The 19,279-nt window shown below is 59.9% G+C and carries 21 protein-coding genes; 4 read left to right on the top strand and 17 right to left on the bottom strand.

Going from position 1 to position 19,279, the window contains the following annotated elements:
- Positions 1-49: 49 nt before the first annotated feature.
- The 4 genes from RUH64_RS03530 to RUH64_RS03545 all read right to left on the bottom strand — a co-directional run bounded on the left by RUH64_RS03530 (position 50) and on the right by RUH64_RS03545 (position 4,515).
- On the bottom strand, positions 50-457 hold the full coding sequence (locus RUH64_RS03530; RefSeq protein WP_313811336.1) for a low molecular weight phosphatase family protein: 408 nt from the start codon (positions 455-457) through the stop codon (positions 50-52).
- A 72-nt stretch (positions 458-529) separates the two neighbouring features.
- Positions 530-2,071 (bottom strand): APC family permease, encoded by a 1,542-nt coding sequence (locus tag RUH64_RS03535; protein WP_313811338.1) that lies wholly within the window; start codon positions 2,069-2,071, stop codon positions 530-532.
- A gap of 146 nt (positions 2,072-2,217) precedes the next feature.
- Positions 2,218-3,090 carry a universal stress protein gene (locus tag RUH64_RS03540; RefSeq protein WP_313811339.1) on the bottom strand — a complete coding sequence of 291 codons (873 nt, stop codon included), beginning with the start codon at positions 3,088-3,090 and terminating at the stop codon, positions 2,218-2,220.
- A gap of 3 nt (positions 3,091-3,093) precedes the next feature.
- Complete coding sequence (locus RUH64_RS03545) at positions 3,094-4,515, bottom strand: NAD(P)/FAD-dependent oxidoreductase (RefSeq protein WP_313811341.1); 1,422 nt, start codon at positions 4,513-4,515, stop codon at positions 3,094-3,096.
- A 108-nt stretch (positions 4,516-4,623) separates the two neighbouring features.
- On the opposite strand from RUH64_RS03545, the gene RUH64_RS03550 reads away from it, so the two are divergent.
- Complete coding sequence (locus RUH64_RS03550) at positions 4,624-5,277, top strand: TetR/AcrR family transcriptional regulator (protein ID WP_313811343.1); 654 nt, start codon at positions 4,624-4,626, stop codon at positions 5,275-5,277.
- A 58-nt stretch (positions 5,278-5,335) separates the two neighbouring features.
- Here RUH64_RS03550 and RUH64_RS03555 read toward each other — a convergent pair whose 3' ends face one another.
- The 11 genes from RUH64_RS03555 to RUH64_RS03605 form a co-directional block, all read right to left on the bottom strand.
- Positions 5,336-5,524 carry a hypothetical protein gene (locus tag RUH64_RS03555; RefSeq protein ID WP_313811344.1) on the bottom strand — a complete coding sequence of 63 codons (189 nt, stop codon included), beginning with the start codon at positions 5,522-5,524 and terminating at the stop codon, positions 5,336-5,338.
- Positions 5,525-5,688: 164 nt separating this feature from the next.
- Positions 5,689-6,054, bottom strand: a complete 366-nt coding sequence (locus tag RUH64_RS03560) for a hypothetical protein (RefSeq protein ID WP_313811345.1) — start codon at positions 6,052-6,054, stop codon at positions 5,689-5,691.
- Between the two features lie 185 nt (positions 6,055-6,239).
- Entirely contained in the window at positions 6,240-6,938 is a 699-nt protein-coding gene (locus tag RUH64_RS03565) for a TrkA family potassium uptake protein (protein WP_313811346.1), read from the bottom strand.
- Positions 6,931-8,301 (bottom strand): potassium transporter TrkG, encoded by a 1,371-nt coding sequence (locus tag RUH64_RS03570; RefSeq protein ID WP_313811347.1) that lies wholly within the window; start codon positions 8,299-8,301, stop codon positions 6,931-6,933. The genes RUH64_RS03565 and RUH64_RS03570 overlap by 8 nt, the downstream gene beginning before the upstream one ends.
- 189 nt (positions 8,302-8,490) lie before the next feature.
- On the bottom strand, positions 8,491-8,712 hold the full coding sequence (locus RUH64_RS03575; protein ID WP_313811348.1) for a hypothetical protein: 222 nt from the start codon (positions 8,710-8,712) through the stop codon (positions 8,491-8,493).
- A gap of 234 nt (positions 8,713-8,946) precedes the next feature.
- Positions 8,947-9,435 carry an Lrp/AsnC family transcriptional regulator gene (locus RUH64_RS03580; RefSeq protein ID WP_313811350.1) on the bottom strand — a complete coding sequence of 163 codons (489 nt, stop codon included), beginning with the start codon at positions 9,433-9,435 and terminating at the stop codon, positions 8,947-8,949.
- Between the two features lie 65 nt (positions 9,436-9,500).
- Positions 9,501-9,971, bottom strand: a complete 471-nt coding sequence (locus tag RUH64_RS03585; RefSeq protein WP_313811352.1) for a VTT domain-containing protein — start codon at positions 9,969-9,971, stop codon at positions 9,501-9,503.
- A gap of 2 nt (positions 9,972-9,973) precedes the next feature.
- On the bottom strand, positions 9,974-11,227 hold the full coding sequence (locus RUH64_RS03590) for an MFS transporter (protein WP_313811354.1): 1,254 nt from the start codon (positions 11,225-11,227) through the stop codon (positions 9,974-9,976).
- A 6-nt stretch (positions 11,228-11,233) separates the two neighbouring features.
- Positions 11,234-12,367, bottom strand: coding sequence for an FAD-dependent oxidoreductase (locus RUH64_RS03595; protein ID WP_313811356.1), 1,134 nt, complete (start codon positions 12,365-12,367; stop codon positions 11,234-11,236).
- Positions 12,368-12,685, bottom strand: coding sequence for a bifunctional 3-phenylpropionate/cinnamic acid dioxygenase ferredoxin subunit (locus tag RUH64_RS03600; RefSeq protein WP_313811358.1), 318 nt, complete (start codon positions 12,683-12,685; stop codon positions 12,368-12,370). It lies immediately after the preceding gene.
- 74 nt (positions 12,686-12,759) lie between these two features.
- Positions 12,760-13,710, bottom strand: coding sequence for a BadF/BadG/BcrA/BcrD ATPase family protein (locus RUH64_RS03605; protein ID WP_313811360.1), 951 nt, complete (start codon positions 13,708-13,710; stop codon positions 12,760-12,762).
- Positions 13,711-13,999: 289 nt separating this feature from the next.
- Here RUH64_RS03605 and RUH64_RS03610 point away from each other — a divergent pair, with 289 nt between their 5' ends.
- From RUH64_RS03610 to RUH64_RS03620, 3 genes are all read left to right on the top strand, one after another.
- Positions 14,000-15,403 (top strand): DUF3100 domain-containing protein, encoded by a 1,404-nt coding sequence (locus RUH64_RS03610; protein WP_313811361.1) that lies wholly within the window; start codon positions 14,000-14,002, stop codon positions 15,401-15,403.
- Positions 15,404-15,559: 156 nt separating this feature from the next.
- Complete coding sequence (locus tag RUH64_RS03615; RefSeq protein ID WP_313811362.1) at positions 15,560-16,003, top strand: MarR family transcriptional regulator; 444 nt, start codon at positions 15,560-15,562, stop codon at positions 16,001-16,003.
- A gap of 197 nt (positions 16,004-16,200) precedes the next feature.
- Positions 16,201-17,160 carry a 2-hydroxyacid dehydrogenase gene (locus RUH64_RS03620; protein ID WP_313811363.1) on the top strand — a complete coding sequence of 320 codons (960 nt, stop codon included), beginning with the start codon at positions 16,201-16,203 and terminating at the stop codon, positions 17,158-17,160.
- A 64-nt stretch (positions 17,161-17,224) separates the two neighbouring features.
- On the opposite strand, the gene RUH64_RS03625 is transcribed toward RUH64_RS03620, so the two are convergent.
- Both RUH64_RS03625 and RUH64_RS03630 read right to left on the bottom strand, forming a co-directional pair.
- On the bottom strand, positions 17,225-17,944 hold the full coding sequence (locus RUH64_RS03625; protein ID WP_313811365.1) for a FadR/GntR family transcriptional regulator: 720 nt from the start codon (positions 17,942-17,944) through the stop codon (positions 17,225-17,227).
- Positions 17,945-18,006: 62 nt separating this feature from the next.
- The gene (locus tag RUH64_RS03630) at positions 18,007-19,140 is read right to left on the bottom strand and encodes an L-talarate/galactarate dehydratase (RefSeq protein ID WP_313811367.1); all 1,134 of its coding nucleotides are present in this window, start codon (positions 19,138-19,140) and stop codon (positions 18,007-18,009) included.
- Positions 19,141-19,279: the final 139 nt, after the last annotated feature.

Raw genomic sequence — 19,279 nt, forward strand, 5'->3', positions numbered from 1 at the left:
GGAAGCCACCACGCGGTGGCCGTTTGCCTCGTCTCGTGCAGGGAAATAACTACTCCGTAAGTTCGTGGAAGAGGCCGCGCACGCGGTCGGCGATCTCATCGCGGATCATGTTCATGCGTTCGGCCCCGGTGACGCCGTCTTCGCTGGGTTCATAGGTGACCCAGCGTTCGGTGGCGATCTGAGGATCGAACTGCGGGTTCGCGTCGGTGCCGAGGATGATCACGCGGTCCACCTCGTGGGCTAGCTTTGCATCGATGGGCTTGGGCGTGCCCTCGGCCATGTCTGCGCCGCTGGCCGCCAGCGAGGCAACGGCCCCGTGGTTGATCTCCGAACCAGGATTGGTGCCGGCGGAGTAGCTTTGCACCGCGCCCTCGGAGACGAAGTCCATCAGGGCGGCTGCCATCTGAGACTTGCCAGCATTGCGGGAGCAAATGAACAGGACTGATGGTTTTGTCATAGACACAATTGAACCACCCAAAGCGGACTTTGGGTGGTTCAATGATGCTGCGTGACTTTTGGCAGGAAAGTCCTAGACGATCAGGTTCTTCTGGGCCTGATTCTTTCCGGTCTTGATGGTCTCTCCCTTGAAGAAGGCAGGGTGCTTGAAGCGCATGTACAGCATGATGATCACGCCGAGCAGCAGCACGCCGATGCCCAGGATGAATACCATGCCCACCCCGCCGATGCTAGAGCCGGAACCGTAGTCCGGGTTCATCGACTCAATGGCGGTAGCGAAGAACATCACCAGCAGGATCACGCCGCCGATCAGCGGGGCGAGGAACTTGAAGATGATATTGCGGAAGCTGGAGAACAGCTCGTCGCGGAAGTACCAGACGCAGGCCAGCGCGGTCAGACCGTAGTAGAAGCAGATCATCAGGCCCAGCGCCGTGATGGTGTCCCACAGCGCGTTCTCGGAGATCAGCCGGGTGACCACGTAGAAGATCGCGGCAGCTGCAGCGGAGGCGAAGGTTGCCACCGACGGGGACATGTAGCGCGGGGAGATCTTGGCGAAGCTCGATGGCAGCGCCTTGTAGTAGCCCATGGCCAGCAGTGTGCGGGCAGGTGAAACCATCGTCGACTGCAGCGAGGCGGCAGAGGAGGAAAGGATCGCCAGGGACATCAAGATGGCCAGCGGACCCATCACCGGGCCGGACAGCACGGCGAAGATGGATTCCTGGTTCTCCGGGTTTCCTGCGCCCAGGCCGGTGGTGCCCACGCCGGCCCAGTAGATCACGCCGGTGGCGACTGCCAGGTACAGGGCGATGATGATCAGCACGGTCCAGGTCGCTCCGCGGCCGGGGACCTTGTTCGGATCGGTGGTTTCTTCGTTCATGGTCAGGGTGACGTCCCAGCCCCAGAACACGAAGATCGACAGCGAGATGCCGGCGGCGAAGGCGGTGAAGGACTCGACGCCCGCAGGGTTGAACATCTCAAGGGTGATCGGGGTGCGGTCGAACGGTGCGCTGGAGGTGAAGGCCATGATCGCAAAGAGCAGCAGCACGCCCACCTGGAAGCCGACCAGCACATACTGGAAGACCTTGGTGGCGTTCATGCCACGGTAGGAGATGTAGGCCGCCACCGCGATGAAGACCAGGGTGGTGGGGATGTTGATCCACAGGTTGTCCGTCAGATCTGCAATCCACTGCTGCCCGGTGAGCTGGGCGATGAGGATGTAGAAGAAGTCCACCGCCACCGCCGCCAGGTTTGAAAGCACGATCACCGTTGCGGCGATCAGGCCCCAGCCGCCCATCCAGCCGATCATCGGGCCGAAGGCGCGGGTTGCCCAGGTGAAGGAGGTGCCGGAGTCCGGCATGGCATTGTTCAGCTCGCGGTAGCCAAGGGCTACGAGCAGCATCGGAATAAAGCCGGCGATCAGAATGGCCGGTAGGCTGGTGCCCACCTCTGCCACGGTGGCTCCCAGGCCGGCGGTGAGAGTGTAGGCCGGGGCAATGCAGGAGATACCGATGACGACTAGGCCCATGACACCGACGGTGCCCTTGGACAGACCCTTTTCATGCAGTCCCGAATCGTTGCGTTCGGGAGGGTTATCCTGCCTCAATTCTTGTGACATAGTAAGAAACCTTTTGGCTAGTGCGGCTCAACGCTGAGCCAACGCAGCCCGCACCACGCTGACGGTGGTCAGGTGGGCGGGAGCGTTAGGAATGGAGTGTGCGCGGTTAACAAAATCGCGAGGGTACGAATTTTGACCAGTTCTTTCTACCGGGTCGATTCTAGGGTGGGAATGACGCCGATCGGCACATTCAGATTGCTCAGGATGCGCTGGGCCTTGGGGCCGATGAACAGGCGCCGGTTGGCCGCCAGGCGGGAAGATCCGAGCAGCGCCAGGTCTCCTGGCTGCCATGACAGCTGGGAGGACGCAGCGTCGATGGTGCCGCCGGCGACGACGTCGATCTCTGCCTCGATCCCCAGCTCATTGGTTAGCTGCGCCAGGTACTGGCGCGTGCTGTCCACGTGGGCCTCCAGGTCTGCCTCAGCATTGGCGATCTCCCTGTGGGAGACCAGCGTTGCCACGCGCAGCTTGACCTTGCGAGCCTCTGCGATGCGGGCCGACAGGTCGATGACTGCACGCGCTCCGGGGCGGTCGCCCACGAAGCAGGTGAGCCGGGTGATCTGCGAACCGGCGCTGCGCAGCGACTGCAGCGAGGTCGGCGAGGACATGAACACCGCCAGCGGCGAGGAGTGCAGCAGCGCATTGGTGATGTTTCCTGGCATGAAGAAGCCGCCCATGTGGCGTTTGCGTCCACCAAGGACGATGCCGTGGGCTTCGAATTCCTGACCGAGTTCGATCAGGCCTTCAGCGATGGATGACACCGAGCGGGCCACCACGGAGGCGTTGATTCCAGCAGGAACCAGCGCCAGCGCTTCGGCGGCCCAGGCATCCACCTGGGCGGAGAGGATGGATTCATATCCATGGTCCCCGCCCGGGTAGATGGCGCTGAAGGGTGCGGCGGCCGGAAGCACGATCGCGATCTGCAAAGATGCGTTCTTGGTTCCGGCCACCACTGCGCTGGCCAATTCAATGGCCTCGGCGCCGCGTTCGTCGGCGGTATAACCTACGAGCAGTTTCATAACTTAGGCGTTGGCCTTTTCGGTCAGGGTTGCGACACCGTCGTAGGACTCGTCGTAGCTGGTGCCGTCCAGTTCAGCCAGGATGCGTGCTGCCGAACGGCGGCCCATGCGCACTGCGCCGTCCACGTGCTGGAAGCCTTCGCCTGCCAGATCCGAGGAGCTGAAGTAGATCGGGCCGACGTTGTCGTTCTGGGTCGGGCCGAAGCGGTGCAGGCCGCCCAGGTCGTAGCTGGTGGCGTAGGCGCCGCGGGTCCACTCTTCGGAGCCGAAGTCCGAAAGGTAGAAGACCTTTGGATCCAGGGTCTTCTCGCCCAGGAATTCGGCCATGGCCTTGAGCACAACTTCCTTGCGCTCTTCGTCGGTGTCCAGCGACCAGACCTTGTCTGCCTCGACATCGGAGATGAAGCCGACCAGGGTGCCGGTGGATTCGCCGTCGAAGGTGTTGTCGTAGATTTCCTGAACCAGGTGGTTCGGGCCGAAGCAGGTGCCGGACAGGCCCTCTTCACGCCAGAACGGGGTCTCGTAGACCGCGTGCACCTTGATGACCAGGCCCATGGACTGGTGCTGGTGGGTGACCTGCTGCCAGCGAGGCAGCGGCGGGAAGTAGCTGATGCGGCTGTACAGGTTTGGCGGCACCGCCAGCACAACCTTCTTGGCCTTGACGGTGACGTCTGCGCCGTGGGCGACGACGCCTTCGTCGCTCCATTCCAGCTTCAGCACCGGGTTGTTCAGGAACAGGGTTTCTTCCGGCAGGCGCTCGGAGACTGCGATGGAGACGCCCTGCATGGAGGTCTTCATGCGGCGGTCAAGGATGAAGTCTTCGTCAACCAGATTGTCGAAGGAACCTGCGGAGGATGCCATGAGGACAGCCTGCAGTGCGGAGAAAGCGTGGGCTGGCTTGGTGAGCATGCCGCCGGCGATGAACAGGCCGATGTTGTTGCAGGCGGTCTCGTCATCCGAGTTGTTGCGCAGGAAGTGGTGGAAGGAGATGGTGTCCAGCTCTGCAGCGCGCGGGTGGTCCCATGGCTTGTCCGGGTTCATCTGTGCTGCCAGCTGGTTCATCAGCTCGATCAGCTTGTTCATCTCAGCCACGGTGGATTCTGCCACTGGGAAGTCGTCGCCCTCGTAGATGATGGCTTCGCCGGCTTCGGTGCGGTAGACGCTCTTGCCCTGCTTGTAGCGTTCGAAGGTCTCGATGCCCAGCTCTTCGATCAGCGAGTACAGGCCGGTCTGATCCGGGCTGATCCACTGGCCGCCGATTTCGATGGTGGCGCCGTTCATCTGCTCGGTCCAGGTGCGGCCGCCAACGCGGTCACGGGCCTCAAGCACCGCCACGGACTTGCCTGCCTTGCTCAGCTCGTAGGCTGCGGTCAGACCCGATGGGCCGGCACCGATGACAACGACGTCGCGTTCCAGATGTTTCATTTCTACTCTCCCTGAACAACAAAATGAATTTCGTTCATTTATCTTTCCTATAGCATAGGGTACGAACTTGATCTTGTGAAGCAACCCACGTCAGCTAGGTGGTAAATAATGAGCGAACAGGCGCAGCGGCGTGCTGGACGACCCCGGAAAGCAGTCCTAAATAAGGACCGAATCACCGAGCACGCACTGAGCCTGGTCTCCACCGACGGCTACGAGGCGTTGACCATGAGCCGCCTAGCCAAGTCCCTGGGGGTCGCCGCCTCGGCACTGTACAACCACGTGTCCTCAAAGCACGACCTGCTGCAGTGGATCCAGGAACTGGTCATGGCGGAGATCGACGCCACGGTCTTCGACACCCTGGACATCGAGCAGGCGCTGGTGCAGTGGGCCACCAGCTACCGCGACACCTTCGCCCGGCACATCCCGCTAATCCCGGTGATCGCCGTGCTGCCGGTGGCAGATTCTCCGCGAACCTTGAACATGTATGAGCGCGTGGCCGAGGCGCTGCGCGACTACGGGATGGACGACGAGGTCATCATCCCAAGCATCGTCGCGCTTGAATCCTTCATCTTCGGCTCCGCCATGGACACCGCGGCACCCCATGACATCTTTGAAACCAAGGACCACAAGGATGCCACCCCGAACTTCACGCAGGCGGTAGCCGACCAACGCGCCACCGGCCGCAACACCAGCGACGATTCTTTCCAGCGCGGGCTGCGCGCCATGGTTTCAGGCCTGCTGGCGGCAGGCAGCGCCGCATAGGACGCATCGCCCACGCAGAGAACCCCGGGATCCTTGACGGATCCCGGGGTTCTTCGGGCTAATCTTCGAGGATGGCCCACTCCCCAACTTCTTCGTTATCGGAGTCAAATACATCTTCCTGCGCACCGGCGGTAATCGGATACATGGTGATTTTTTCAGACCAATCACGCAAGATTTTCTGCAGCTCTTCAAGTGGCTTAAGCTGCATATTTTCAGTCTCGAAATTGACTTCCATAACAAAGCGCATGATGTGCTCCAATCCGTTCGGTTGCCGTAATACTATTCCTCGGTATTCTGAAATACGAGACTTGACAAGGGATTGTTTAGCAAGATTTCGCTAAGGAAGAAATGTCTGGATTAAAGCGAAAGACGAGGTCCATAGGACCTCGTCTTTCACGGTGAAATTCTGTATTACTGCATTGGCAGATTTGCCAGCGAGTTCATCGCTTCGGGTCCACCGATCTTGTAGAGGGCCAAGAGCAGGCCTCCGAAGATGGTTCCCAGAACTGCGCTGAAGCCCAATGAAATCTTTACCAATGAACGTACTTCAGCGCGGCTGATCTCAGCTTCGTCGTTCAAGTACTTTTCAGCAGAGCGGCTGATGTTTGCAGCCGGGGTGGTGACGGAAGTCAGGGTAATGACATTCGATGCGGAGTCGGTTTCACCGTCGCGCAGGTAGGCGATGGTGGTGCGCTGCTTGCGGTTCTGGCGCAGCTTCACAATGTTCGCACCATGTCGTGCCAACAAAATATCTTCGCCCAGTGGGATGGTTCCCATTACCGCTTCTCCTTCGCTGTTTCAATCACCGTACTTCCAGTAAAGCGCAGGTTTTTGACAACTTGTAGAGAAAGCGCCGTTTTGTCGACAACCACACAGTGACATGTGATGCAATCCGCATGATTCCGGGGAAAAATCGAGGTTTTCAGTGAGCTGGAGCATAGCTTCAGCTCACCGTGGAACCGCTATTCGGGCAGCTGGCCAAAGGCCTCGGTGTCCTCGATCGGACCGAGCACCAAAATGCGATCCCCAGGCTTCAGCACGGTATCGGCATCAGCGTTCTGCCATTTGCCTTCCGCGTTGGCCCTCGCCGCTACCGTCACGCCATAGTGTTTGCGCAGCTTGCTGTCGCCCAGGCGCAGTCCGTGCAGCACCTTCGGAGAGTTCATCTTCACCATGGCAAAGCCGCTGTCGATTTCCAGGTAGTCCATCATCGCGCCGCGAACCAGGTGGGCCACGCGTTTGCCCATCTCCTTTTCCGGGTAGATGATGTGGTGCACCCCCAGCTGTTCAAGGATCAGGCCATGCTGGTCATCCAGCGCCTTGGCCCAGACATTTGGAACCCCCATGCTTAGCAGCTTGGAACAGGCGAGGATCGAGGCCTGCAGGTGCGTGCCGATGGCGACGACCACGCGGTCGAACTCATTGATCGACAGCTGCTCAAGCGCCTCGCGCTTGGTTGCGTCGGCGCGGACCACCTGAGTCAGTTCGCCGTTGAGCTCCTGGACAATCTCCGAGTCCAGGTCAATACCCAGCACATTGGTGCCGGAGTCCATCAGTTCCAGGGCCAGCGATGCTCCGAAGCGCCCAAGCCCAATCACCGCCACGGAGTCCGCCTGGGCGATTTTCTTAGCCGTATTACGGCCGGAGGTGAAGTTAACCAATTGCTGGCCTTTCCTTTGGAAGTTCGAAAACTGCTTTCTTGTCGCGCAGGGCGAGTGCCGAGCCAAGGGAGAGGACGCCCACGCGTCCCAGATACATCAGCGCAATCAGCACCCACTCCCCTGTTGGGGGAATATCAGGGGTGATGCCGGTGGACAGGCCGACCGTCGCGAATGCCGACACCGCTTCAAACAGGCATTCATCCAGTGTGAAGTCGGTGACGACCAGCAGGATCATGGTGCCGGTGAAGACCGCGGCAACCGCCATGAGCACCACCGAAATCGCCTGACGGTGCACGGACCGCGAGAGGCGTTTGCCGAAGATGTTGACCGCCGATTCGCCGCGCAGCTCGGTGAAGAGAATAAACAGCAGCACTGCGAAGGTGGTGATCTTAATGCCGCCGCCGGTACCTGCCGGTCCGGCGCCGACGAACATCAGCACGTCCATGCCGAGCCATGTCGCCGCGTGCATGCCGCCGATATCGATCGAATTGAATCCGGCGGTACGGGTCTGCACCGATTGGAAGAAGCCTGCAAGCACCTTTTCCTGCACCGGCATCGGGCCCAGAGTGTCTGGGTTGGCCCATTCCATCGCGGTGATGAACACGGTGCCCACCAGCAGCAGGGCCGCGGTGCCCGCCAATACGATCTTGGTGTTCATCGACCATTTCAGCCGGTTGCGCGCATAGCGTCGGATTTGCAAGATGACAGGGAAGCCCAGTCCGCCCAGAATGATTGCTGCGCTGATCGGAAGGCAGATCCATGGGTCGGCGGCAAAGCCCATGAGGTTGTCGGAGAACAGTGCGAAGCCAGCGTTGTTGAACGCTGAAATCGCATGGAACGCACCATAGGACAGCGCCTTGCCCACCGAGTAGTCGTAGCCGAAGAAAAAGCGCAGGGTGAGCAGCAGTGCGATGATCCCCTCGATCAGGAAGGTGACCTTCACGATGGACAGTGACGCGTTTTTGACGTCCTGCCCCTCGACCGCCTTGGCCTCGGACTGGGTCGTGAGCTTTACCTTCAGGCTGAGCTTGCCCAGAATGCTCAGGGAGAAGAGCGATGCCACCAGCATGATCCCAAGCCCGCCGAGCTGAATCAGCACGATGATGACTACCTTGCCGAAGACGCTGAATTGGGTTGCCGTATCGAGCACCGCGAGGCCCGTTACGCAGACCGCCGAGGTTGCGGTGAAGATCGCGTCGATCAAGGAAGTGAATTCACCGGTGCTTGAGGACAGCGGGGATGCGAGGAGTAATCCGCCCAAGAGGATCGTTGCTGCGAATCCAACGGCGACGGTGCGGGCCGGTCGCGCCACAACATTTGATCCGGAAACATGGAATTTATGTTTCCTGCGGAGTTTGTTCATTTGGTCTTCATATCGCTTAAGCCATCTGTCTACATCATGTAGAACAGCCCTACGAATGGAAAACAGTACTCCTAGAATGACCCACTGCCAACAGTGATTTGCATCTCAGCGGTGAAGCCTGCCCAATACTCGGGCTTAACAGTACAAAGCGGAGGTATTGCTACCTCCGCTTTGTACAAATTTTTGAAACTATGCAGTTTTCAAATTGCGCTGTTTCTGTTCCTGCTTTGCTGCACGAACCTGCGCTGTCAGCTGATCGGTATCAAGCTTCTCGGGCGCCTCAATATCGTATTTTTCTGCCTTCTTCAGCAATCGGGCGCGGACCTCGGCTCGATGAGTTCGGTTGTACTTACGGACCATCACTACGGTCACGAGCGTCAACACCAGCAGGGTGATCAGGGCAGTGATCATCGTTGCTTCCATATTCATTGTCTTCTCGACCCCCTAACATCAAAGTCAAGAATGGGGCAGCCGGCCGATCGGCTATCAGCCGTGTTCGTGTCTTGAACATGCCGGCGCATCATCCTCTATATAGAGAAGAACAACAAGTTTAGCAGTTTTATTCGAATGAGCCGAGTTCGGTCCTGTCACTTTCGTTTCATTGGACCAGCACCACCACACCAATTCCGCGGTGCCTTTGGATGCTTAGAAATCGCCGGTGCCGTGGCTGTGCTCGAAAACGAGCGAGGTCTGGGTGGTGGCTACCGCTGGGTTGGCCGAGAGGTTGTCCAGAACGAATTGGCGCACGTCGGAGGAATTGCGTACCGCCACGTGGAGCACGAAGTCGTCTGCGCCACCGAGGAAGAACAGCTGGCGGACCCCCGGCTTGCTGCGTATTTCATCCGCGAAGTTCGACATCAGGTGCCTTGCTCCGGGCCTGATGCGCACGAAGATCAACGCCTCAAGCTCCTGTCCGAGCACCTGAGGATCCACTTCGATGGTGAAACGGGAGATCACCCCGGAATCCCGCAGGGCATTCAGGCGTGCAAGACAGGTTGAGGCGGCAATGCCGAGTTCTTCGGCCAGTGAATTATTGGTTCGCCGCGAGTTCTTTGACAGCAGCTGCAGCAGCCTTCGATCAAGCTCGTCAAGCTGCGCCGTGGTGGCGTCACGGGAATTGGTGCTGTTCAGCATCCAGATACACCTGCTTTCAGCAGTACTTCATGCTTGGGAACATCTTACGGTGCCGCCGGCCGCATCTACGGCTGAGGTGTGCGCTTTCGTGCGCGCAGGATGAACCAGAGAACCACGGCGATGACGATGACTCCTGCAACAATCCACGGCCAGTCAAGGGCGATCCATGCATAAAAGACCGCCATACCGATGGTCGTGTAGATCAAAGCCCAGGCCAGAGCCCCTACGGTCACCGCTGGAAGGTAGCGGCGCAGCGGCATTCGACTCATGCCCGCCGAGGCATTCACCGCAGATTGGATACCCACGGTGAGGAAGCTCAACGGCACCGCAAGCATTCCCCAACGGGCGATGAATCGCTGGGCGCGCTGATATACGGCACCGCGCAGGTGGCGCTCAAAGCGCGTGTGCTCTACCCCCTTGGCGATGCCGCGCCCCAGCCAGTAGGTGGTATTGCCGCGGACGAACGCGCCGAGGAAGAAGAACACGTAGGTCACCACAAAGGGTGCGTCATCGATCAGCCAGGTGATGGTGTCCATGACTAGGGAACGTTCTTGATCAGGCGCACCAACACCGCACCGATCAATGAGATGACCGCCGAGGTAATGAATAGCGTCGGGTAGCCGCCAAACCAGGTTACCGAGAGCCAGGCGATCAGCGGGGCAACCACCTGCGGCAGCGAGTTGGCGATATTGATCATGCCAAGGTCCTTGCCGCGGGAATCAGCGAACGGGAGCACCTGGGTCAGCAGTGCCAAGTCGACCGCCAGATACGAGCCGAACCCGATGCCCAGCAGCGCCGCCGCGGCGATAGCCATCGGGAAGGTGCTTGCCACGGACATGGTCAGCGCCGCTGCCGCAACGATGAGAGAGGAGATGATGACGTACTTTTTGCGCTTGCCGTCCTTATCGGAAAGCTTGCCTGAAATCACCGAAGAAAATATAACGCAAATCGCATATACCGCCGTCAGGATCAAAACTCCCTGCGCTGGATCGGGGTAGCGCACGGCGTCCTGCAGGAAGTACAGCAGGTAGACAAGGCACAGCTGGCAGCCCAGATACAGCATGAAGCGCGTCAGCCAGGCCCAGCCGAAGTCCTTGTGCTTGAGCGGATTGATCCAAAAGCTCTTCAGGAAATCAAGGACTGTCAGAGGTTCAAGCGCACCCTTGGGCAGCGGAACATCTTGGCGCATCATCACATAGGGAATGGAACACAGCGCCACCGCGGTGGCCACGATGGCGTAGCCGAAGACCAGATTCTGCGCCGCAACCATACCGATGACGGCACCGACCAGTGCGCCCATGGTCTGGCCCAGGGCCACCAGGCCGCCGACCATGCCGCGCTGATCCACCGGAACCTTGTCGGGGATCGCGGCAAAGATCGCCGCCAGGGCGGCATTGCCCGCAGCCTGCATCAGCGCCCAACCGAGCACCAGCATGCTGACAGTCTGCGCGGTGGACATCAGCAGCAGCGCCAGCGCTGCGCAGATGGTACCGAAGAATACCCAAGGGATGCGCCGGCCGAATTTGGAGGTGCTACGGTCGCTGAGGGCGCCGAACAGCGGGTTGGCTACCAGCGAGACCGCCGCACCGACACCGGTGACCAGCGAAAGGATCGCGTTCTTCTGGCTGGCGTCCAGCTGCTGCGCATGCAGCCCGAGCAGCACCTGGATGGGAGCGAAGAAGCCGATATTGATGCCGATGTGGACGATGACCAGCGCGGTGATCCACGCTGCGCCCACCCGGCGGGTGGGAACCTGCAGCGCTGCAGGTACTTCGGGTGTTGCTGCGCTCATTGGCCGCTACCTTCCCAACTCGCGGGCGGTGACCCCTGGATCTTCAAGTTGCTCGCGCGGCGGGGTCTTACCCTTGGCGATCAGCTTCTTCACTGCCTTGGCCATGAGCCCGCCGTCGATCATCGATGCGGCCACCAGCTCTCCCCCGGCATCTAGGCCGAAGACCACCTGGATTTTTCCACGCCGATTGTAGCGTTTGACCACCGAATCCACCGCGGAGAAATCTCCCACACTTTCCACATGGGCCTCGTGGCGGTCCGACCAGAACCACGGCACGGTATGCGCAGGGGCATCGGCGCCCAGGATCGTCGCCGCGGCGATGGCAGCGTCTTCCATGGCAGCCTCCCAGTGCACGGCGCGGCGTTGGCCCTCCACACGGGCAGCGTCGCCGATGGCGAGGATCTGTTTCCGGCCCAGGCAGCGCTGTAGCGCGTCGACGATGATCCCGTCATCGCAGCGCAGTCCCGCACGTTCGGCGAGCGCGGTTTCCGGGTCCACACCGATGGCCGCCACGATGATCTCCGCCTCCAGCCGCTGGCCGGAAACCATCGCGTGGTTCGGGCCCAGCTCGGTGACGGCGCCGGTGAGGGTTCTGATGCCGTGGACCGCATGTTCGGCATGCAGCTGCTGCGCCAGGTCGATGCCCATGATGGAAGCCAGTGGCGCATTGGAGCTGGAGACCAGGGTGACCTGGGCTCCGAGCATCTTGGCGGTGGAGGCGAATTCTGCGCCCACCAGTCCCGCGCCGATGATCAGCACGCGCTGGCCGAACATGCCGGTATCCAGTTCCTGGGACAACGCCACAGCATCCGCGGCGGTGTGCAGGGTGCGGGCGAAGTGGGCCCCGGGAACCTGCAGTTGGCGCGGGGTGGTACCGGTGGCAAGCACGATGTAGTCATCCTCGGCCTCCGGCGTCGGCAGCTCGGTAATCTCTTCCTGAATCAGGTTGATGCGGTGCTCCTGATACCAGGAGACCGGAGCGAAGGGCTCGACCTGCAGGGACTTACTCAGCGGCGGCCTGTCATAGGGCAGCCCCTGGGCGTCGGAGATCGTGATGGTTCCTGTGTAATTCTGGCGCACCAGTTCCCTGGCCAGGGTGTGTCCGGCGACCCCTGCCCCGATGATATGTACCGACGGCATTTAGACGTCGAGTTCCAGGTTGCCATCCACGACGCTGACTTTGTAGGTGCGCGCGTCCACCGTGGCAGGAAGGCACATCGCCTTGCCGCTGCGCAGATCGAAGCTGGCGGCGTGCATTGGGCATTCGATTTCGCAGCCTTCAACCCAGCCTTCGGAGAGCGAGGCTACCTCGTGGGTGCATTCGTCCTGCAGTGCGTAGAAGTTGCCGTCTTCGGCGTGGAATACGGCGATGTCCTCACCGGCCCCACTGTCCTTCGCCTCGACCAGCAGTCCTTCTCCTTCTGGCAGCTGATCTGCGGGACCGACCCGGTAGCTCACGGTAACTCCTTTGATGCGCGATTACTTCTGCAACCATTCTGTCACCTATTTATCGGTAGCACCTAGCTGGTGGGTCACGCTTGGGAGATCATTTGGTGCAACGGGTGGCCGTCGGGCAGCTGCGGCATCAGTTCAATTCCGTCCAACCCCTGCCCGCGGGAGGCGACGATGACGGCCTGGGGTGCCAGCCGTTCCAGGGCGTTGCGATAGGCCCGGCGCATCGCTGCTCCCTGCAGCACTCCCCCGAGGCAGGCGACCTGCGCCGGCCGCACCCCGTCCAGGCTGCAGCGCTTCAGGGCGGTGGCAGTGCTGTGGGCCAGCTCTCCGGCCGCCTGCTCGATGATCCGTGCGCTGACCGCGTCCCGGTCGGCAAGCTGCGCCACCTGCTGGGCGAAGGAGGCGACGACAGCGATGCGGTCGGGATCGGATTGCAGCTGAATGTATGCCTGTTCCAGATCCGGCCAGCGCTGCTCGACGATCCTCGTCAGCGCCGTGTTTGGACCTCGTCCGTCATGGGCGCGCATCACTGCGTCCAATGCCTTCTGGCCGATCCAGTAGCCGCTGCCGGCATCACCCATGATGTTGCCCCAGCCGTCGACCCGGGCCACCCGCCGTGCGCCCACCCCGAGCACCACGACACCGGTTCCGGCCGCGATGACGACCCCGTGTCGCTCGCCGAGGGCCCCGAGATAACTGGATACCGAATCGTGGGCAAGGTAGATCCGCTGGCACACTCCCGGTTTCAGCAGCCGCTTCAGGGCCGCGGCGTCGTGTTCGACGGCGGTGAGCCCGGTGGTCCCGATCGCGATTCCCTCAAAGCTCTGCCCACAGCGCTCAACCGCCGTTTCGATCGCCGCAGCAAGTTGAGGCAGCACCGGCCGGCTGGTCATTACGCCGGGCAGGATCAGCGGCTCGGGCCCGGCACCGCTGACCCGCAGCCGCAGTTCGCTCTGTCCGCCGTCCACCGCGAGTATCCCGTGCTGCGCCATATGTTCTCGCCCTTCCGTTGATTCGATCGTTAACACCTTCCGCCCGACTCCATTCTCCAGCCAAGCACCTGCACGGGGCCAAAAATTTTTCTGCACTTTCCGCGCCTTACACGATGTGAAGTCGTGAAGCTGTCATTAAGGATCCCAACTCAAAGACATAATTTGCGGAATACCAAGGGGGGTGCGCCTAAAAAGTGTCTGACATGCCATTATTTAGTTTTCGCTCACGTATTGCATTATCGGGTGATGCCCCTTACATTTTTCTGTATACCAAAACATGTGTCGGGGGTCTCTTCCCGGCAATAGCTACCCAGGGAATGACGCCATGGCTCAAGATTCAACAGCATCGACCGCTGCACCCGCCGGAGGTGAAATCAAGCAGGCGAAGACTCAGCTCTTCACCCCCAATGCTTGGCAGTGGGGATCGATGATCCTCCTTTCCACCGGTATCTGCGCCGTAGCGATTTTGCTCGGCACCCACAAGATTCCGCTGGGCAACGCCGCCATCGTCCTGATGCCGGTGCTTTGGGCGGTATTGATGGGCGCAGTGATCGGCGTGCAGAAGATCAAGCCGATCTCCGGGCAGAGCCGTGCGGTGTCCTCCGTACTGCTCGATGTCAGCATCGTGCTCTTCCTGGCAGCCCTGGGCGTCAGCGTCGGCCCGGCACTCTCCGAGTTGACCAACATCGGCCCGGCGATCGTTCTGCAGGAAGTCGGCCACATCTTCGGCACCGTAATCCTGGCGCTGCCGGTCGGCGTGGCCTTGGGCATGGGCAAGATGGCCATCGGCGCCACCTGGGCCATCGACCGCGAGTCCTACCTTGCCTACGCACTGCAGCGCTTCGGTGTAAAGTCGCCGATCTACCGCGGCGTCTTCTCCGTATGGCTGCTGGGCAGCGTCTTCGGCGCGGTCTTCATCTCCCTGCTCGCAGGCCTCATGGGTGGCATGGGCATCTTCGACGCCCGCGCCCTGGCCCTTGGCCTCGGCCTGGGTTCCGGCTCAATGATGCTCGGCGGCGTCGCCGCCCTGTCGGTGATCTACCCTGACCAGGCCGGTGAGATCATGGCGCTGGCAGCGCTGTCGAACCTGGTGACCAACCTCGTAGGCTTCTACGCCGGTGTCTTCCTGTCGCTGCCGCTTTCGCAGCGCCTCTACAAGTTCTGGTCGCGCCTCTTCCGCCGCAACGACGACGGCCTCAAGCTGGCCTCCGATGGTTCCATCAAGCCGACCAAGGCAAGCAAGAAGACCACCAAGACTTTGAACGTGGACGGCGTAACCGTCGACCCTGCGGTGCGGATGAAGCCTTCGGCGTGGATCATCGCCTTCGCCGCAAGCCTTGTTGCAGGCTTCTTCCTCAACGCGCTGGGCACCAAGCATGCTGGCACCAACGAGATCTACGGTGTGCTCATCCTCGGTGCGCTGACCGCCATTGCGTTCCTGATCTCCAAGCTGATCCCTTCGGTTCCACCCAGCGTATGGGTTCTGGCCCTTGGCACACTGGTCTCCGCACCCTTCATGCCTACGGCTCCCCTGGTCACCACGCTGACCGAACACCTCGATGCGCTGTTCGTCGGTCTGGGCTCCATCGCCCTGCTGGGCCTGAACCTGGGACGCGACGTCAATGCACTGAAGTCATTGAACTGGAAGATCGTCATCGTTGCGATGATTACCTTCACCGCCAGCTTCGCCGGCGCGGTTATCCTGGCCCAGTTCGTCATCCACGTCTAAACAGCCCTCACCCACAGCTGTCTCGAATCGGCTCCTCGCCGATTCGAGACAGCTGTTTTTCACGTATCCGAAAAATTCCGAAATGCCGTTGAACGTACGTGCACAATAACGTCGTTAACGACTAAGAATTCTTGATTCCTCACTAGAATGGAAAGCATGCACGACGACCAACTGATGCAGAGCGTAGAAGAAGAATTCACCGCTTTGCTTTTGCGCGCCAGACAAATGCTCATTCGCCGAGCCAAGATCATTCATCCAGATCTCCAGGACCCCGGCTACCGTCTGCTGGCAGTGGTCATCCGTGAAGAAGGCCAGCAGCAGGGCGCGCTGGCCGAACGGCTCCGCCTGGACAAGGCGACCATTTCACGACTGGTGCAGCATCTTGAATCGCTGAACCTCGTTTCACGAACCCCCGATCCACGCGACGGACGGGCCCAGCTGGTGTCCGCCACCGACGAGGCCCGCGAGAAATGGCGCAGCAGCGGCAACACCCTGCGCCAAGAGCTCCGCCATCACCTCAGCGAATGGGAAGAGTCCGAGCTGAAGGACTTCAGCCAGCTGCTTCACCGGTTGAACCACAGCTTCGAAGAGATCCTCTGAGCTCGCATCGTTAGTGGATAGTTCAAATGCGATAGATGAACTGTGAACATCGTTGCGCGACTCTATACTCATTGAACGTTGACGTCAGCCGATTTCCTCGCGGTTCACAGACATTAAGTGAGTCAATACCCGGACAGCATTGAATGATTCAATCTGCGTGTTGGACGTGAATTGATTCGACTTCCTACCATTCAGATATGAGCAATAAGATTCCCATAGCCGGAGACCAGATCCTGCGCGTCGGCCCCGTCAATCCAGCAGTCGCTCACGTCTTGGACGATGAATTCAACGCTCGCGTCCTTCCGCTGGCAGAGCAGCGCCAAAAATTCTTGAATGAAGTCGGCGATCAGATTCGCATCGCCGTCTGTTCAGGAAAAATCGGAGTGGACTCCGAACTGATGCAAGCGCTGCCGAATTTGGAAGCTATCATTAATTTCGGCGTTGGCTACGATGCAACAGATGTCGCCCAGGCCCAGGAACGCGGCATCCCGATGAGTAATACCCCGGATGTGCTCACCGATTGCGTCGCCGACACCGCGTTGGGTCTCTACCTCAACACCCTGCGCCGGCTCAGCGATGCAGAGAGATTCGTCCGTGCAGGTTCGTGGGCTGCCGGTGAGAACTTCAAGTTGACCACTAGAGCCTCGGGAAGGAAGGTGGGCATCTTGGGGTTGGGCCGCATTGGCCAAGCCATCGCCTCACGCCTCTTAGGCTTCGGCTGCGAGATCCACTATCACTCGCGAGCTCCCAAAAATTCGAGCGGCTTTGCTTATCATGCTTCAGCCGTTGAGCTGGCTGAGGCCACCGATGTGCTCATCGTCGCTGCGGCAGGTGGTCCTGAAACCGCGGGGTTGGTGGATGCAGAAGTGCTGAAAGCCGTAGGCCCGGACGGTTTCATCATCAATATTGCGCGCGGTTCGGTGATCGACGAACCTGCACTAATCAAGGCCTTGCAGCGAGGCGTCATTGCGGGAGCCGGTCTTGACGTTTTTGCCCACGAGCCGCATATCCCTGCTGGGCTGTTGGAACTGGATAACGTAGTCCTCCTGCCTCACCTTGGCAGCGGCACAGTTGAAACCCGTGCAGACATGGCCAGCCTGACACTTGCTAATTTGCGCTCGTATCTAGCCGACCGCACGCTGGTCACACCTATTTAGCGATGAGCGGCTGAATGCTTCAAGCAATCGTTCTGCACCAGCGATTGCTTGAAGCATTCTTAGTTTAACCAAAGGTCTTTGGGGTCAGACCCGATTCGTGTTCCAGGCGTCGAATTGAATTGGACAGGTGTGCACGCATGAATGCCGCCGCCAACACCTGGTCGCCTGTCGCTATTGCTTCTCGAATTGCTTCGTGTTCCTCTGCGACACGGGCCAGCCTCGGCGACAGCTCATCGGTTGGCATGTCGAACCTCTGGCGAGGCATGGCGATCATAGCCGGACCGAAGGACTGCAAAGTCTGAACCGCGTAGGGGTTGCCGCTGGCTCGGGCCACCGCAAGGTGGAACTCGTAGTCGCAGTTCATCGTTTCAGATGCGTTTCCGCCCGAAGCTCGAAAGGCATTGAGGGCAAAATCCATATCCGCAAGGGCCCCCGGAGGCAGGTTTTCCGCCGCCTTCGCCGCTGACTGAGATTCGAAGCCCATACGGAATTCCAGCAGGTGCCTGCGTTCCTGCAAGGTACGGGGCACATGCCCCGATGGAGACTCGCTGTCATCGCGCGGCGGAGTCAACGCGAAGCTGCCAGCTCCTCGGCGGGTGTGCACCAAGCCCTCAGCCTGAAGCCTCAAGATCGCCTCGCGAACCACTGTGCGCGACACCGAGCGGCTTGTCATCAGCGAGTTTTCGCTGGGCAGCTTGTCCCCTGGTGCAATCTCGCCCGAGCTAATCTGTTCGCGCAGGAAGTCGACCAGCGCAGTGGTCAGATTCGTCTTAGTTTGTTGCATAGTTATAAGAATATGCGTTGGTGCCTCGTTCCCGGTGAGCACCAACGCATCTTCTTTTCAGGCTAGGCTCGCCCGAATTCGACGGATTCGGTAGTCCAGGCACGCGCCTGATCACTCAGCGAGAATCCGAGTCCAGGACGGTTCGGCAGCAGCATGCGTCCGCCTTCGGTCTCCAGACGTTCATTGAACAATGGATCCAGCCAGTCAAAGTGCTCCACCCATGGTTCACGAGGATAGGTAGCGGCCAGATGAAGGTGAATTTCCATTGCGAAGTGCGGGGCCAAATCCAATCCCGCTTGGTCTGCCAAGGTCGCCAGACGCATAAATTGGGTGATTCCGCCAACGCGCGGAGCGTCTGGCTGAATGATGTCGCAGGCACGAGCCTGAATTAGCCGCTCGTGTTCGGCCACCGATGCCAACATCTCGCCGGTAGCGATAGGAGTATCCAAGGCGGACGCCAATTGAGCGTGGCCTTCTGCGTCATAGGCGTCCAGTGGTTCTTCGATCCAGACCAGATCGAATTCCTCTAAACGACGCCCCATACGCAGGGCCGTGGCCCTATCCCACTGCTGATTGGCATCCACCATGAGCGGGACATCTGGGCCGATATGTTCTCGTACCGCTGCTACGCGGCGCAGGTCCTCGGCGCTGTCCGGCAGCCCCACCTTGATCTTGATGCCGCCGATGCCTTCTTCGATGGACTGAGTGGCTCGGTCCTTGACCTCTTCAATGGAGGCATTCAGGAATCCTCCGGAGGTGTTATAGGTGCGCACCGAATCGCGGTGCGAGCCCAAGAACTTCGCCAGTGGCAGTCCTGCACGCCTTGCCTTCAGGTCGTAGAGGGCATTGTCAATGGCAGCCAGAGCTTGAGTAGCAACACCGGAACGTCCCACTGAAGCGCCCGCCCAAAGCAACTTCGTGTACAGCTTTGCAATATCGCTGGGATCCTCGCCGATGATGTTCTCGCCAATTTCCTTCACATGTGCGTATTGGGCCGGACCGCCTCCGCGCTTTGAGTAAGAGAATCCCAGTCCCTCAAAGCCCTGCTCGGTGGTGATCTCGGCGAAAAGAAAGACTACTTCGGTCATAGGCTTCTGACGGCCGGTGAACACCTTCGCGTCAGAGATGGGAGTTGCCAATGGCAGGCGTGCCGTAGAGAACTTGACATGGCGAATGCTGTCGGGAATGTAGCTCACGAAAGGATCCTTCGATTGTGCGGATGGTTCATGTCCTTCATTACTTATAGTACAAGTTAGAAACTTGTAGAACAAGTGTTTTCTTGGTCTGCATGCACGAAAAATCGGGGCGGAATCTTTCCGCCCCGATCGACACCAT

Origin of the sequence: Glutamicibacter sp. (assembly GCF_032154645.1) — a bacterium.
GTDB lineage: Bacteria > Actinomycetota > Actinomycetes > Actinomycetales > Micrococcaceae > Glutamicibacter.

Excerpts from the sequence above, each read along its gene's own strand:
- RUH64_RS03560 (WP_313811345.1), bottom strand. The coding sequence starts at position 6,054 with ATGGGAACCATCCCACTGGGCGAAGATATTTTGTTGGCACGACATGGT.
- RUH64_RS03550 (WP_313811343.1), top strand. The coding sequence starts at position 4,624 with ATGAGCGAACAGGCGCAGCGGCGTGCTGGACGACCCCGGAAAGCAGTC.
- RUH64_RS03595 (WP_313811356.1), bottom strand. The coding sequence starts at position 12,367 with ATGCCGTCGGTACATATCATCGGGGCAGGGGTCGCCGGACACACCCTG.
- RUH64_RS03540 (WP_313811339.1), bottom strand. The coding sequence starts at position 3,090 with ATGAAACTGCTCGTAGGTTATACCGCCGACGAACGCGGCGCCGAGGCC.
- RUH64_RS03535 (WP_313811338.1), bottom strand. The coding sequence starts at position 2,071 with ATGTCACAAGAATTGAGGCAGGATAACCCTCCCGAACGCAACGATTCG.
- RUH64_RS03620 (WP_313811363.1), top strand. The coding sequence starts at position 16,201 with ATGAGCAATAAGATTCCCATAGCCGGAGACCAGATCCTGCGCGTCGGC.
- RUH64_RS03615 (WP_313811362.1), top strand. The coding sequence starts at position 15,560 with ATGCACGACGACCAACTGATGCAGAGCGTAGAAGAAGAATTCACCGCT.
- RUH64_RS03625 (WP_313811365.1), bottom strand. The coding sequence starts at position 17,944 with ATGCAACAAACTAAGACGAATCTGACCACTGCGCTGGTCGACTTCCTG.
- RUH64_RS03530 (WP_313811336.1), bottom strand. The coding sequence starts at position 457 with ATGACAAAACCATCAGTCCTGTTCATTTGCTCCCGCAATGCTGGCAAG.
- RUH64_RS03580 (WP_313811350.1), bottom strand. The coding sequence starts at position 9,435 with ATGCTGAACAGCACCAATTCCCGTGACGCCACCACGGCGCAGCTTGAC.
- RUH64_RS03570 (WP_313811347.1), bottom strand. The coding sequence starts at position 8,301 with ATGAACAAACTCCGCAGGAAACATAAATTCCATGTTTCCGGATCAAAT.
- RUH64_RS03575 (WP_313811348.1), bottom strand. The coding sequence starts at position 8,712 with ATGATCACTGCCCTGATCACCCTGCTGGTGTTGACGCTCGTGACCGTA.
- RUH64_RS03545 (WP_313811341.1), bottom strand. The coding sequence starts at position 4,515 with ATGAAACATCTGGAACGCGACGTCGTTGTCATCGGTGCCGGCCCATCG.
- RUH64_RS03590 (WP_313811354.1), bottom strand. The coding sequence starts at position 11,227 with ATGAGCGCAGCAACACCCGAAGTACCTGCAGCGCTGCAGGTTCCCACC.
- RUH64_RS03610 (WP_313811361.1), top strand. The coding sequence starts at position 14,000 with ATGGCTCAAGATTCAACAGCATCGACCGCTGCACCCGCCGGAGGTGAA.
- RUH64_RS03555 (WP_313811344.1), bottom strand. The coding sequence starts at position 5,524 with ATGCGCTTTGTTATGGAAGTCAATTTCGAGACTGAAAATATGCAGCTT.
- RUH64_RS03585 (WP_313811352.1), bottom strand. The coding sequence starts at position 9,971 with ATGGACACCATCACCTGGCTGATCGATGACGCACCCTTTGTGGTGACC.